The organism is Leucobacter sp. M11 (genome assembly GCF_035726885.1).
In the GTDB taxonomy this organism is placed as follows: Bacteria; Actinomycetota; Actinomycetes; order Actinomycetales; family Microbacteriaceae; genus JAPFRB01.
On the sequence record NZ_JAPFRB010000004.1, the window covers coordinates 539,246 to 552,013 of the forward strand.

16 protein-coding genes are annotated in these 12,768 nt (G+C 70.4%); 14 read left to right on the forward strand and 2 right to left on the reverse strand.

The features are described 5' to 3' along the window. The 3 genes from metE to OOT08_RS14765 all read left to right on the forward strand — a co-directional run. Positions 1 to 1,316, forward strand: a 1,316-nt coding sequence (gene metE / locus OOT08_RS14755) for a 5-methyltetrahydropteroyltriglutamate--homocysteine S-methyltransferase (RefSeq protein ID WP_325093546.1), incomplete at its 5' end; no start/stop codon positions are given. A gap of 10 nt (positions 1,317 to 1,326) precedes the next feature. After that, positions 1,327 to 2,514, forward strand: a complete 1,188-nt coding sequence (locus OOT08_RS14760; RefSeq protein WP_325093547.1) for a hypothetical protein — start codon at positions 1,327 to 1,329, stop codon at positions 2,512 to 2,514. Beyond that, positions 2,511 to 3,407 (forward strand): methylenetetrahydrofolate reductase, encoded by an 897-nt coding sequence (locus OOT08_RS14765; protein WP_325093548.1) that lies wholly within the window; start codon positions 2,511 to 2,513, stop codon positions 3,405 to 3,407. Before OOT08_RS14760 ends, OOT08_RS14765 begins: the two co-directional genes overlap by 4 nt. Here OOT08_RS14765 and lexA read toward each other — a convergent pair. Continuing rightward, complete coding sequence (gene lexA / locus OOT08_RS14770) at positions 3,404 to 4,081, reverse strand: transcriptional repressor LexA (protein ID WP_325093549.1); 678 nt, start codon at positions 4,079 to 4,081, stop codon at positions 3,404 to 3,406. The two genes, OOT08_RS14765 and lexA, sit on opposite strands and share 4 nt — an antisense overlap. 261 nt (positions 4,082 to 4,342) lie before the next feature. Between lexA and OOT08_RS14775 the strand changes: the two genes are divergently transcribed. The 6 genes from OOT08_RS14775 to OOT08_RS14800 all read left to right on the forward strand — a co-directional run bounded on the left by OOT08_RS14775 (position 4,343) and on the right by OOT08_RS14800 (position 9,014). Next, positions 4,343 to 4,894, forward strand: a complete 552-nt coding sequence (locus OOT08_RS14775) for a hypothetical protein (RefSeq protein ID WP_325093551.1) — start codon at positions 4,343 to 4,345, stop codon at positions 4,892 to 4,894. 93 nt (positions 4,895 to 4,987) lie between these two features. Then, positions 4,988 to 6,094: a histidinol-phosphate transaminase gene (locus tag OOT08_RS14780; protein ID WP_325093552.1), complete on the forward strand. Its 1,107-nt coding sequence runs from the start codon at positions 4,988 to 4,990 to the stop codon at positions 6,092 to 6,094. Further along, on the forward strand, positions 6,091 to 6,711 hold the full coding sequence (hisB, locus tag OOT08_RS14785; protein WP_325093553.1) for an imidazoleglycerol-phosphate dehydratase HisB: 621 nt from the start codon (positions 6,091 to 6,093) through the stop codon (positions 6,709 to 6,711). Before OOT08_RS14780 ends, hisB begins: the two co-directional genes overlap by 4 nt. Continuing rightward, entirely contained in the window at positions 6,708 to 7,355 is a 648-nt protein-coding gene (gene hisH, locus OOT08_RS14790) for an imidazole glycerol phosphate synthase subunit HisH (protein ID WP_325093554.1), read from the forward strand. The genes hisB and hisH overlap by 4 nt, the downstream gene beginning before the upstream one ends. 80 nt (positions 7,356 to 7,435) lie before the next feature. Then, positions 7,436 to 8,182, forward strand: a complete 747-nt coding sequence (priA, locus tag OOT08_RS14795; protein WP_325093556.1) for a bifunctional 1-(5-phosphoribosyl)-5-((5-phosphoribosylamino)methylideneamino)imidazole-4-carboxamide isomerase/phosphoribosylanthranilate isomerase PriA — start codon at positions 7,436 to 7,438, stop codon at positions 8,180 to 8,182. A 4-nt stretch (positions 8,183 to 8,186) separates the two neighbouring features. After that, entirely contained in the window at positions 8,187 to 9,014 is an 828-nt protein-coding gene (locus tag OOT08_RS14800) for an SseB family protein (protein WP_325093557.1), read from the forward strand. Between the two features lie 82 nt (positions 9,015 to 9,096). Here OOT08_RS14800 and OOT08_RS14805 read toward each other — a convergent pair whose 3' ends face one another. Then, the gene (locus OOT08_RS14805) at positions 9,097 to 9,477 is read right to left on the reverse strand and encodes a DUF1844 domain-containing protein (RefSeq protein ID WP_325093558.1); all 381 of its coding nucleotides are present in this window, start codon (positions 9,475 to 9,477) and stop codon (positions 9,097 to 9,099) included. Positions 9,478 to 9,774: 297 nt separating this feature from the next. On the opposite strand from OOT08_RS14805, the gene infC reads away from it, so the two are divergent. The 5 genes from infC to OOT08_RS14830 all read left to right on the forward strand — a co-directional run. Next, positions 9,775 to 10,395, forward strand: coding sequence for a translation initiation factor IF-3 (gene infC, locus OOT08_RS14810; RefSeq protein WP_325093680.1), 621 nt, complete (start codon positions 9,775 to 9,777; stop codon positions 10,393 to 10,395). A gap of 50 nt (positions 10,396 to 10,445) precedes the next feature. Beyond that, on the forward strand, positions 10,446 to 10,640 hold the full coding sequence (gene rpmI, locus OOT08_RS14815) for a 50S ribosomal protein L35 (protein WP_325093559.1): 195 nt from the start codon (positions 10,446 to 10,448) through the stop codon (positions 10,638 to 10,640). 38 nt (positions 10,641 to 10,678) lie between these two features. Continuing rightward, positions 10,679 to 11,062 carry a 50S ribosomal protein L20 gene (rplT, locus tag OOT08_RS14820; protein WP_325093561.1) on the forward strand — a complete coding sequence of 128 codons (384 nt, stop codon included), beginning with the start codon at positions 10,679 to 10,681 and terminating at the stop codon, positions 11,060 to 11,062. Positions 11,063 to 11,137: 75 nt separating this feature from the next. After that, a complete protein-coding gene (locus OOT08_RS14825) occupies positions 11,138 to 11,950 on the forward strand; it encodes a TrmH family RNA methyltransferase (RefSeq protein ID WP_325093562.1) in 813 nt (270 codons plus the stop codon). Between the two features lie 161 nt (positions 11,951 to 12,111). Beyond that, a partial coding sequence (locus OOT08_RS14830) for a GntR family transcriptional regulator (RefSeq protein ID WP_325093563.1) occupies positions 12,112 to 12,768 on the forward strand: 657 nt, incomplete at its 3' end.

Below are 12,768 nucleotides of genomic sequence, written 5' to 3' on the forward strand. Positions count from 1 at the left end.
TCGTGATCGGCACGGCGAACAGCCTGCAGCACGTGCCGCACGACGTCGCCGAGGAGCGGGCACTCGATCCGCGACTCGCCTCCTGGCTGGCCTTCGCGGACCAGAAAGTGGCGCAGGTGGCGGTGCTGGCCCGAGGGCTCACGGAGTCCGCTGACGCAATTGAAACGGAGCTGGCGGACGCGGACCGGGCGATTGCGGATCGCGCCGCAGCCCCCGGGGTGGTGCGCCCCGAGATCCGGGAGCGCGTCGCCGCGGTCACGCCCGCGGACCTGAGCCGCGCCCCCGAGGCCGAGCGCGCCGAGCTGCAGCGCACCGCGCTGGGGTTGCCCGAGCTCGCCACGACGACGATCGGCTCCTTCCCGCAGACCGGGGAGATTCGGCTGCAGCGCGCCCGCTTCGGCCGCGGGGAGATCGACGAGGCCGCCTACGACGGCTTCCTCCGCGCCGAGATCGAACGGGTGATCCGACTTCAGGAGGAGATCGGCCTCGACGTGCTCGTGCACGGCGAAGCTGAGCGAAACGACATGGTGCAGTACTTCGCGGAGCACCTGGACGGCTTCGCGGTGACCCAGCACGGCTGGGTGCAGTCCTACGGCACGCGCGCGACGCGCCCCTCGATCCTCTGGGGCGACGTGTCCCGTCCCGCGCCGATGACGGTCGGCTGGTCGGCCTACGCCCAGTCGCTCACCGAGCGCCGGGTCAAGGGCATGCTCACCGGCCCGGTGACGATCATCGCCTGGTCCTTCCCGCGCGACGACCAGCCCCTCGCCGACACCGCCCAGCAGATCGCGCTCGCGCTGCGAGACGAGATCGCGGACCTCGCCGCGGCGGGCCTCGCGATCGTCCAGGTGGACGAGCCCGCCCTGCGCGAGCTGCTGCCCCTCGACGCCGCGCAGCACGCGGCCTACCTGCGCTGGTCGGTGGACGCCTTCCGGCTGGCCACGGGCGGGGCCGAGGCGGGCGTGCAGATCCACACGCACCTCTGTTACTCGGAGTTCGGGGAGATCATCGACGCGGTGAACGGCCTCGACGCCGATGTCACGAGTATCGAGGCGGCGCGCAGCCGGATGGACGTCGTCCAGCCCATCGGGGAGACCGGGTTCAGCCGGGGCATTGGCCCCGGGGTGTATGACATTCACTCCCCGCGGGTCCCCGGGGTTGAGGAGCTCAGCGAGCTGATTGCGGTCGCGCAGGAACACGTCCCGGCCCGCCAGCTGTGGATCAACCCCGACTGCGGCCTGAAGACGCGCGGCTACGACGAGACGGTGGCGAGCCTCACGAACCTGGTGGCCGCGGCGACCGCGGCGCGGGGTTAGCGTGCCCCGGGTGACGCTGCCGAGCGAGCCGGTCGGCTCCCTGCCCCGGCCCGCACGGCTCCAGCGGGCGGTGCTCGACGCGGAGGCGGGCCTGCTGGACCCCGCGGAGCTCCGGGTCGAGCAGGACCGGGCCGTGGACGACACCCTGGCCCGGTTCGCGGAGACGGGCTCGGCCGTGATCACCGACGGGGAGCAGCGGCGGCAGAGCTTCGCGAGCTACCCCCTGCACGCCCCCGAGGCGGAGGACGCGAGTGGGCGGGGTGCCGCGGGTGCGGACAGCCGCGCCCTGATCGACCACACCCGCCCGACCCTGTTCGCGGTGTTCGCGGACGGCCATCACCGGGTGATCCCGCGCCTGGCAGCGGGCCCGTTCCACTATCGGAGTCTCGCCGCCGAGCACCTGGGCTACGCCCGGGCGCGCACGGATCTCCCGCTGAAGCAGGCCGTCGTGTCCGCCTCGATGCTGTCCCTGATGTATCCGCGGGACGAGCCGATCGCGGACTACCCGGAGGAGCGTTTCCGGGACGATCTCGTTGCCGAGGCGGAGCGCGACATCCGCGCCTGCTTCGCGGGCGGGGCCGGCCGCGTGTCGATCGACTTCACCGAGGGACGACTCGCGCTGCGCGAGGACGCGGCGCACGGCTGGGCCGGGCGGGCAAAGCTCACCGAGTTCATCGACCTGAACAATCGGGTGCTGGATCGCTTCAGCCCCGCCGAGCGGGACCGGATCGGGGTGCACACCTGCCCGGGCGGGGACCGCGACAGCGCTCACAGCGCGGACGTGGCCTACGCGGAGCTGATCCCGGAGCTGTTTCAACTGCGTGCGGGGTACTTCCTCGTCCAGGCGCAGAGCGAGCCAGACCGGGACGGGCTCGGGGCGCTCATCGGCCGGCAGCTTAGACAGCTCGCGGGCGCGGGGCGGGCGGTGCCGCGGGTGCTGCTCGGGGTGACCAATCCGCTCAACCCGCGGCTGGAAACGGCCGAGGAGGTCCGGGCGCAGCTCGTGGCCGCGGCCCGCTTCATCCCCGCCGAGTCCCTCGGCTCCTCCGACGACTGCGGCTTCTCGCCCTACCTGGTGGACGAGAAGCCGCGGCACGGCTCCCCGGACTTCGCGCGCGAGGTCGCATTCGCGAAGATCGCGGCCCGCGTGCGGGGAACGCAGCTCGCCGCGGACGAACTCTCGGGGGGTGCCTCGTGAGCCTGATCGGATCGCCGTCCACCGCGACCCGGTTCTCCTTCGAGGTGTTCCCGGCGCGCACCGCCGCCGCCGCGCTCGCCCTGGGGCACGCGGTGCAACACCTGGCCGCCGCCGGACCCGATTTTGTCTCGGTGACCTACGGCGCGAACGGCTCCAGCCGGGCGGAGACGCTCGACCTGCTGCGCTACCTGCGCGAGCAGACGGGGGTGCTGCCGATGGCGCACGTCACGACGGTGGGCTCCTCCCGCGCGGAGCTTCGCGAGCTGCTGCACGGCTTTCTCGATGCGGGCATCCACGATTTCCTCGCGCTGCGCGGCGACCCGCCGCGGGGGGTGCCCGAGCAGGACTTCGATCCGGCGGACGCCCTGAGCAGCCTGGAGCTCACCGAGCTGATCGCCGAGGTGCGGGCCGCGCGCCCGCCGCTCACGAGCGTCGGCCGCATTGCGGTCGCGGCCTACCCGAACGGGCACCCGCGCAGCCGCTCGCGGGCGGCGGATCTCGACTGGCTCGTGGCGCGGGAGCAGGCGGGGGCCTCGATGGCGATCAGTCAGCTGTTCTTCCGGGCCGAGGAATACCTGGGCTTTGTCGAGGAGGCTCGGGCGGCGGGGCTCACGATTCCGGTGCTGCCCGGGCTCATGCCGGTCACGACCGATCGCCAGCTGCGCCGCGTCGCGGAGCTGGCGGGGCAGCCCGCCCCGCCCGGGCTCCTCGCCGAGCTGGAGGCCGCGGGCGGCTACGCGCCGGAGCTCGGGGTCGCGCACACGGTCGAGCTCGCCCGTGAGCTCATCGCGGGCGGAGCGCCCTCGGTGCACCTCTACACCTTCAACCGGCACGAGGCGGTGCTCGCGGTGCTCCGCGAGCTTCGGCTCCTCACCCCGGACCCGCTCGCCTAAACGGAGCGGAGCACCGCGACGACCTTGCCGAGGATCTGGGCCTCGTCGCCGAGGATCGGTTCGAAGGCGCTGTTGCGGGGGAGCAGCCAGGTGTGGCCGTCGCGCTGGCGGAACGCCTTCACGGTGGCCTCCTCGTCGAGCATTGCGGCGACGATGTCACCGTTTTCCGCGGTGGGCTGTCGGCGGACGACGACGAAGTCGCCGTCGCAGATCGCGGCGTCCACCATCGAATCGCCGATGACCTTGAGCATGAACAGCTCCCCGCCGCCGACGACCTGGCGGGGGAGCGGGAAGACGTCCTCGACCTGCTGCTCCGCCGTGATCGGCACCCCGGCGGCGATCCGCCCGACGAGGGGCACGAGGGCGGCCTCGTCGGCCTGCACCGCGCCAGCCTCGTCCAGGGCGACGGTCTCGACGACCTCGGTGAGCACCTCGAGCGCGCGGGGGCGGTTCGGGTCGCGGCGGATGTAGCCCCCGAGCTCCAGCTGGTTCAGCTGGTGGGTCACGCTGGAGAGGGAGGAAAGGCCGACCGCGTCGCCGATCTCGCGCATGCTCGGCGGATAGCCCTGCGCGGCCACCTGTCGGGCGATGAACTCGAGGATCGCCCGCTGCTTCTCGCTCAGGGGCTTTACGCGCCGCTCGCGGGGCGTGCCCGTCGCTGACTGCCGTGCCATGGATCCTCCTTGCCCCGTTGCCGGGGGCTTCGTCACGCCTGCGTCGCGGGCTTGTCGGTGGTCGGTGATTCAGTGGGTACTGATGAATCCGACAGTAGTTGTTTTGTTCGAGCGAAACAAACACCTGTTCGAGTGTCTGCGGAATATCTCACCGAGATTTTGCGTTCTGGGCTTGCGGATTCGTTTATTCGAAGATAGATTCGAAACAGTTGTTCGGCGTGGCGCAGGTCACCCGCACACAACAGGAGACATCAGGGAGACATGATGAGCCAGATTCGCACGATGCACCCCGTTCCGGTCATGGACCGCGTTCGCTCGATTCAGCACACGCCCGCACACCAGGCATACGCACGCCAGGTATCCGCACACCAGGTATCCGCACACCAGTCATACGCACCGCAGCAGCCCGCCGGCGCGGTTCGCCTCCGGATCACCCGCCGTGGACGCGTCGTCCTCGCCGCGCTCATCACCCTCGCGGTCGGGGCCCTGCTCTTCGCGGCCGCCGTGCTCACGGCGGACCGCGCCCAGGCCAGCGCCGAGGCGGGCACGACCGAGTTCAGCTACCTCGTCGTGGAGCCGGGCCAGACCCTCTGGGGCCTCGCCGCGGAGCTCGACCCCAACTCCGATCCGCGCGAGGTCATTGACGAGGTCGTGCGCCTGAACCAGCTGCAGAGCTCCGAGCTGCGCACGGGGGACCGCATTGCGATCCCCACCCGCTACGCAGACACGGTTGTCCCCGACAGCTCGGCCGGCCTGGCCGTCAGCGCCGCCGCACTCGACGTGAGCGCGGCAGACGCGCCCTCCGCCGGCTAACCCCGCGCTGGCTTCCCCCACCCACCTCACTCCCGCGCATCCGCGCGCACGCCCGATTCCAGCGTGGGATACCACCTGGCCTAGACTGGCGGGGTGACCAGTCTCAGTGATCTTCCGCTCCGGGCCGACCTCGTCGGCAAGACCCCCTACGGCGCCCCGCAGGACGCCGTCCCGGTCAGCCTGAACGTGAACGAGAACACGCATCCGATCCCCGAGCACGTCGTCGCGGACATCACCGCCTCGCTCGAAGCCGCGGTGCGTGGCGCGAACCGCTACCCCGACCGCGAGTTTCTGGGGCTGCGGGGGGCGCTCGCCGACTACCTCGGGCACGGCCTCAGCGCCGAGCAGCTCTGGGCCGCGAACGGCTCCAACGAGGTGCTGCAGCAGGTGCTCCAGGCCTTCGGCGGCCCCGGCCGCACCCTGCTGAGCTTCACCCCCAGCTACTCGATGTATTCGATCCTCGCCAACGGCACCGGAACCGACTGGGTCGCGGTGCCCCGCCCAGAGGACTTCGCGCTGAGCCCCGAGTTCGTCGCCGCCGCGCTCGCCGAGGCGCAGCCGGACATCGCGATCATTTGCGCGCCGAACAACCCCACGGGCACCCCCGTCAGCCGCGAGACAATCCTCGCCGCATACGACGCCTTTGACGGCATCTTGATTGTGGACGAGGCCTACCGCGAATTCGCGGACGACGACGACGCCTGGCCCGGCGCGGTGTCGCTCCTGCCCGGCCGGCACCGGATGCTCGTGTCCCGGACCATGAGCAAGGCCTTCGCCTTCGCCGGGGTCCGGCTCGGCTACCTCGCCGCCGACGCCGCCGTGATCGACGCGCTCCGCCTCGTCCGGCTGCCCTATCACCTGTCCGCGCTGACCCAGGCGGCGGCCACGGCCGCGCTCCGGCACGCAGAGACGATGCTCGGCACGGTCGCCGAGATCCGCGCGCAGCGGGACCGCCTCGCGGCCGCCCTCACCGACCTCGGCTACCGGGTGTACCCCTCGGGCAGCAACTTCCTCCTCGCGGGCGGCTTCGCCGACCCCGTCGACACCTTCACGAAGCTCCGCGAGCGGGGCATCCTCATTCGCGATGTCGGCATCCCGGGCCACCTGCGCTTCACGGCGGGCACGGACGAGGAGACGGGTATTCTCATTGGGGCGCTGCAGGAGTTGCGCGCGATCGAGCAGGGAGCATCACAATCATGACCGGAACCGGCACCGCGGCACCCCGCGTAGGCAGTGTCAGCCGCGAGACGAGCGAGTCCAGCGTCTCCGTCACCGTCGACCTCGACGGCACGGGGGAGGCAAACGTCAACACCGGCGTGCCCTTCTTCGACCACATGCTGACGGCCTTCGCCCGGCACTCGCTCACCGACCTGACGGTCTCGGCCACGGGCGACGTCCACATCGACGTGCACCACACGGTCGAGGACACCGGCATCGCCCTCGGGGAGGCGCTGCTCGCCGCCCTCGGGGACAAGCGCGGCATCACCCGCTACGGGGACGCGCTCGTGCCGCTCGACGAGGCGCTCGCGCAGGCCGTCGTGGACATCTCGGGTCGCCCCTACCTCGTGCACAGCGGGGAGCCGGCCGGCTTCGAGTTTCACCTCATCGGCGGGCACTACACCGGCTCGATGGTCCGGCACTTCTTCGAGGCGCTCGTCCTGAACGCCCGGCTGACGGTGCACCTGAAGCTCGTCGAGGGCCGCGACCCGCACCACATCGCCGAGGCCGAGTTCAAGGCCTTCGCGCGCGCCTTCGGCGCCGCCAAGCGCTATGACGCGCGCGTCACCGGGGTTCCGTCCACGAAGGGCGCCCTGTGAGCCGGAAGCCGACGGTCGCCCTCCTCGACTACGGTTCCGGAAACGTTCACTCGGTTGCGAAGGCCCTCGCGCGCGCGGGCGCCGAGGTTGAGCTGACCGCCGACGCGGACCTGGTGCTCGCCGCGGACGGGCTGCTCGTGCCCGGCGTCGGCGCGTTCGACGCGGTCATGCGCCAGCTCGACGCGGTCGGCGGCGGCTCGCTCATCACCGACCGGCTCCGCGAGGGGCTCCCGGTGCTCGGAATCTGCGTCGGCCTGCAGGTGTTTTTCGAGCGGGGGATCGAGCGCGGCGTGACGAGCGACGGCCTCGGCATCTGGCCCGGCGAGATCCGGCAGCTGACCGCGCCCATCCTGCCCCACATGGGGTGGAGCCCGGTCGCGGCCGCGCCCGGCTCCCGCCTCTTCGCGGGCATCGAGGAAGAGCGCTTCTACTTCGTGCACTCCAACGCGGCGACGAGCTGGGGGATCAACCCCCGCCACTCGGACGACGCCCCGGCCGTGAGCTGGGCCGAGCACGGCGAGCGCTTCGTCGCCGCGGTCGAACACGGACCGCTCAGCGCGACGCAGTTCCACCCCGAGAAGTCGGGGGAGGCCGGAATCCGGTTCCTCCGCAACTGGGTCGCCTCGCTGACCGAGGCCGCCTGAGCCCGTCGCCTGGGCTACACTGACCAATTGCCGACGCCCGGACACGGGCAGCCCGGCACCCCAACGACTTGAGGAAGATCATGAGCGAGTTTAACAAGCGCCCCAAGCTGGAGCTGCTGCCCGCCGTCGACGTTGCTGATGGCAAGGCCGTCCGGCTCACCCAGGGGGAGGCCGGCACGGAGACGAACTACGGCAGCCCCGTGGACGCGGCCCTCGACTGGATGAACCAGGGCGCCGAGTGGATTCACCTGGTGGACCTCGACGCCGCCTTCGGGCGCGGCGACAACGCCGCCCTGCTGCGCAAGGTCATCAAGCAGACCCGCGGCGTGAACATCGAGCTCTCCGGCGGCATCCGGGACGACGCGAGCCTGGAGGCCGCGCTCAGCCTCGGCCCGAAGCGCGTCAACCTCGGCACCGCCGCGATCGAAAACCCCGAGTGGACCCGCGCCGCCATTGCGAAGCACGGCGAGCTCATCGCCGTCGGCCTCGACGTGCGCGGCGAGACCCTCGCCGCCCGCGGCTGGACCGAGGAGGGCGGCAACCTCTGGGACGTGCTGGAACGCCTCGAGGACGCCGGCTGCGCCCGCTACGTCGTGACCGACGTCACGAAGGACGGCACCCTGCGCGGGCCGAACATTGAGCTACTCACGCAGGTCATGGAGCGCACCCACCGCCCCGTCGTCGCCTCCGGCGGCATCTCCAGCCTCGACGACATTGCCGCCCTGCGCGAGCTGGTGCCGCTCGGGCTGGAGGGGGCCATCGTGGGCAAGGCACTCTACAACGACGCCTTCACCCTGCCGCAGGCCCTCGACATCGCGGGGGACTAGTCCCGTGGCCGTCGAGCGCCTGCCGTCGACCGGAGCCGCCCCCCTCGGGGGCGGGCAGAAGTTCGGCGCGACCCCGACGGGTGACTCCGCCGGGCTGCCCTGGGAGGGGCGCACCTTCGACGCGCACCCCTCCGAGTTCGCCGACGACGACGGCTCGACGCCCGCGGCCCTCGCCGAGGCGCTGGCCGGGTTCCGCTCTGGCGCGCTCGGCGCGGAGGCCGTGGTCGCCGTTTTCCCCGCCGCCCGGGTGCTGATCCCGCTCCTCGCCGAGGCCGGCGAGATCGGTTTCACCGACGAGGGCAAGATGGTGGACAAGACCCAGGAACTGTCGATCGTCACCGTGCAGGCACCCGACGGACGCACCGTGATGCCCGTGTTCAGCTCGGTCGAGGCGATGGCGCGCTGGAACCCCGAGGCGCGTCCCGTGCCGTCCTTCGGGAACCGGGTCGCGCTCGCCGCGATCGACGACGGCAACGACCTGGTGATCCTCGATCCGACCTCACCCGAGACGGAGTTCGGTCTGCGCCGGCCCGCGCTCTGGGCGATCGCCCGCGAGGATCGCTACACGGTGCCCTGGCGCGACGCGGACGTGGTCGCCGCCATCGCGGGAGCGGCCCCGGCCGACGCCCGCGTGCGGGGCCTGCGCGTGCTGCCCGGCGACCCTGGTTCGCGGCTCGTGACGCCCGAGACGCTCGTCGAGATCGCGGTCGCGCCCGGGCTCGACCAGGCGGCGCTCGGCGAGATCGTCGAAGCCCTCCAGGCGGTCTGGGCCGCCGAGGACGTGATCGCGGAGCGGGTGGACTCCCTCACCGTGCGGTTCCGGGCCGCCTGAGGCCCTGGGAAAACAACGCACGGTTCCCGCTGCGCCCCTGAGGGACGCAGCGGGAACCGTGCGTTGAATTTCGGGTGCGGGGTTAGGAGACCGGCCCGGTCCACTTCTCGCCCGGGCCCTTGCCGATCGGGTCGGGGATCGGGGAGGCCTCGCGGAAGGCCAGCTGCACGGAGCGCAGTCCGTCGCGCAGGCTGCGGGCGTGCATGTCGCTGATCTCGGGCGCGGCGGCGGTGATCAGGCCCGCGAGGGCGTTGATGAGCTTGCGCGCCTCGTCGAGGTCGGTCTGGGTGTCCGGGTCGTCCGCCAGGCCGCACTTGACGGCGGCGGCGCTGAGCAGGTGCACGCAGGCGGTCGTGATGACCTCGACGGCGGCGACATCGGCGATGTCGCGGACGGCGTCCTGCGCCTCCTGGGCAAAGTCCTGGGACTCGGGTGCGGGCTGGGTGCTGGGGGTCTCAGACATCAGTTCCTTGATTGTTTGTTGATGGGCGTCGATTCTGCTAAGCTTGTGAAGGCTCTTGGCCAGCAGGCCAAGAACGAAAGTGGAGAAACTCCCACCCGCGTGAACCGATCAGTACCAAGGTTACCGGGTTGATTGCACTCCGTCAGACACTTCCGAGTGGCTGATCGGCAGCCCCAGTGGTTGCGACCGGGTGCGTGCCGCGTGAGACCCCTGTGGTCAGCGCGTGCGAGAACTCCGCCTTCGTGGCCGCCGGACTTCATCCGCGCAGTTGCCAGGAGACGATCAGAGGAGTTCCGCATCAGCGATCCCCGTACAAACGAGCGAATTCGTGTCGCCGAGGTTCGACTTGTTGGCCCCGGTGGCGAACAGGTCGGCGTCGTGCCGATCGAAGCAGCCCTGAAGCTCGCGGCCGAGGCAGACCTTGACCTGGTTGAGGTTGCCCCGAACTCGAAGCCCCCGGTTGCCAAGATCATGGATTACGGCAAGTTCAAGTATGAGGCCGCCCAGAAGGCGAAGGAGGCCCGGCGCAACCAGGCCAACACCGTCCTCAAGGAAGTCCGTTTCCGGCTCAAGATCGACCAGCACGACTACGTCACCAAGCAGAAGCGGGCCATCGGCTTCCTCGGCCAGGGTGACAAGGTCAAGGCCATGATCCTGTTCCGTGGGCGCGAGCAGTCTCGCCCCGACCAGGGTGTGCGCCTGCTGCAGAAGTTCGCGGAGGACGTCGCCGAGTACGGTGTCGTCGAGTCGAACCCCATGATCGATGGACGCAACATGGTCATGGTCATCGCGCCGCTGAAGAACAAGTCGGAGGCGAAGGCCGAGGCGAATGCCCGCCGCTCCGCCTCCAAGGCCAAGAACCAGGACGAGAGCGCCACGGCTGACGAGGCCGCTGAGACCGTCCAGGACGACGCCTAACCACACACTTGCGCCGCGAGAGCGGTGTGAACCACACAGAGGAGAAACAAATGCCGAAGCAGAAGACGCACTCCGGTGCGAAGAAGCGGTTCAAGCTGACCGGTTCTGGCAAGCTCATGAAGCAGCAGGCGGGGATGCGACACAACCTCGAGGTGAAGTCGAGCCGCCGCAAGCGCCGTCTGAACCAGGAGCAGGTGCTCGCAAAGGGTGACGCCAAGGTCGCCATGAAGCTCCTCGGTCACTAAGCAACACTGAACCCCACGTTTTTTAAGGAAATACTGAAATGGCAAGAGTCAAGCGGGCGGTAAACGCTCACAAGAAGCGTCGCGTAATCCTCGAGCGCGCATCCGGCTACCGCGGTCAGCGTTCGCGCCTGTACCGGAAGGCCAAGGAGCAGGTCACGCACTCGCTGGTCTACAGCTACAACGACCGTCGCAAGCGCAAGGGTGACTTCCGTCGCCTGTGGATCCAGCGCATCAACGCCGGTGCCCGTGCCAACGGCCTGACCTACAACCGCTTCATCCAGGGCCTCGGCCTCGCGGGTGTCGAGGTTGACCGCCGCATCCTCTCGGAGCTCGCGACCAACGAGCCGGCCACGTTCGCCGCCCTGGTCGAGACCGCCAAGAAGGCGCTGCCCGAGGACACGAGCGCGCCCAAGGCCGCCTAAGTTTCTCCCCCTCAGAAAACGCCCGTGCTTCGGCACGGGCGTTTTTTGTGCGCCGGGACTGGCTAGGCTGGTCTTGTGATTGAAAACCCCCGGTCCCCCCGCGTGCGCCGCGTGGCGAAGCTCGCGAAGAAGTCCGAACGCCAGGCCACGGGAGCCTTCCTCCTTGAGGGCCCGCAGGCACTCCGCGAAGCGCTCCTCTATCGCCCAGAGCTCCTCGTCGATATTTTCGCCACCCCGGCCGCGCTGGAGCGGCATCGCGACATCGCCCAGCTCCTGCGCGATCACGACCGGGAGGCGGAGCTCATCACCGATGAGGTGCTCGCCTCGATGGCCGACACCGTGAGCCCGCAGGGCGTCATCGCGGTGTGCCGGATGTTCCCGGTCAGCGCCCGGGAGATTTTCGCCGCGGGCCCGAAGCTGATCGCCGTGCTCCAGGAGATCCGCGACCCCGGCAACGCGGGCACGATCCTGCGCGCCGCGGACGCGGCGGGCGCCGACGGCGTCATCCTGACCGGCAACAGCATCGACGTGTATAACCCCAAGGTCGTCCGGTCCACGACCGGATCCCTGTTCCACGTGCCCGTCGCCGTGCTGCCGGAGGCCGCCGAGGTCGCGGCGCTCTGCGCCGAGTACGGCCTGCAGTTCATCGCCGCCGACGTGGCGGGGGAGGACCTGGCCGAGGCTCGCTCCGACGGCTCACTGCGCCGCCCGACGGCCTGGCTCTTCGGCAACGAGGCGCGCGGCCTGGACGATGAGGTCCGCGCGCTCGCGGATCGCTCGCTCCGGGTGCCGAGCTATGGCTCCGCCGAATCCATGAACCTCGCAACCGCCGCCTCGGTGTGCCTCTACGAGAGCGCCTTCGAGCTCCGCAGCGGTTCTGCGGGGTAGCGATGCCGGCCGGGCCGCTCCGCTGCCGCCTGCCCGGGAACCGGGGCCCCCGGGGGCCGCTCTCTGCCAATGTTCGGCTTGTGCGCATAGAATATGAGTGCTGGGGAGCGTCCGAACACTCGGATGCCGTGACGCCCGGCGACCGAGTGTAAGGAGTGGCCGTGCCGGTTCCGACAGATTCCGCGGGGAACGCGGATCGTCAACTCATCGCAGACGAGATCTACACCTCGTTACGCGACATGATTATCGTCGGGGAACTGCTTCCCGGCGAGCCCCTGCGCGAGGTCGAACTCGCCGAGTACTTCCAGGTCTCCCGGACCCCCGTCCACGAGGCGATCGGCAAGCTCGGTCGCTTCGGCTTTGCGGAGCTGTTGCCCCAGCGGGGCGGACGCGTCTCGGAGATCTCCGCGAGCTCGCTGCGCGATCTGCTGCAGGTGAACACGGTGCTCCTGCTCACCCTGACGCGCGAGGCGCTGCCGCTGCTCACCGCGGACGACCGGAAGCGCTTCGCGCGCATCGCCTCCGACGCTCCCAAAGCCGACCAGAGCAGGGATCGCTCCGAGCGCCTGCTCGCCGCGGTCGGCATCCTTGCCGAGCGCTACGGGAACGGGGTTCTCGCCGATCACCTGACCCGGACCTGGCCGCACATTCTTCGCGCGTTCGCGTACCTGCCCGAGGCGATGGACGCGGCCGGGGACTCCCGGGCCGAGGTGCTCGACGCCCTGCGCCGCGCGGTCGCGACGGGGGACATCGGCGACTTCGATACTCGCCTGATCGCCTACCGCCGCCAGCAGACGGACGCGCTCCTGGCCGCCCTG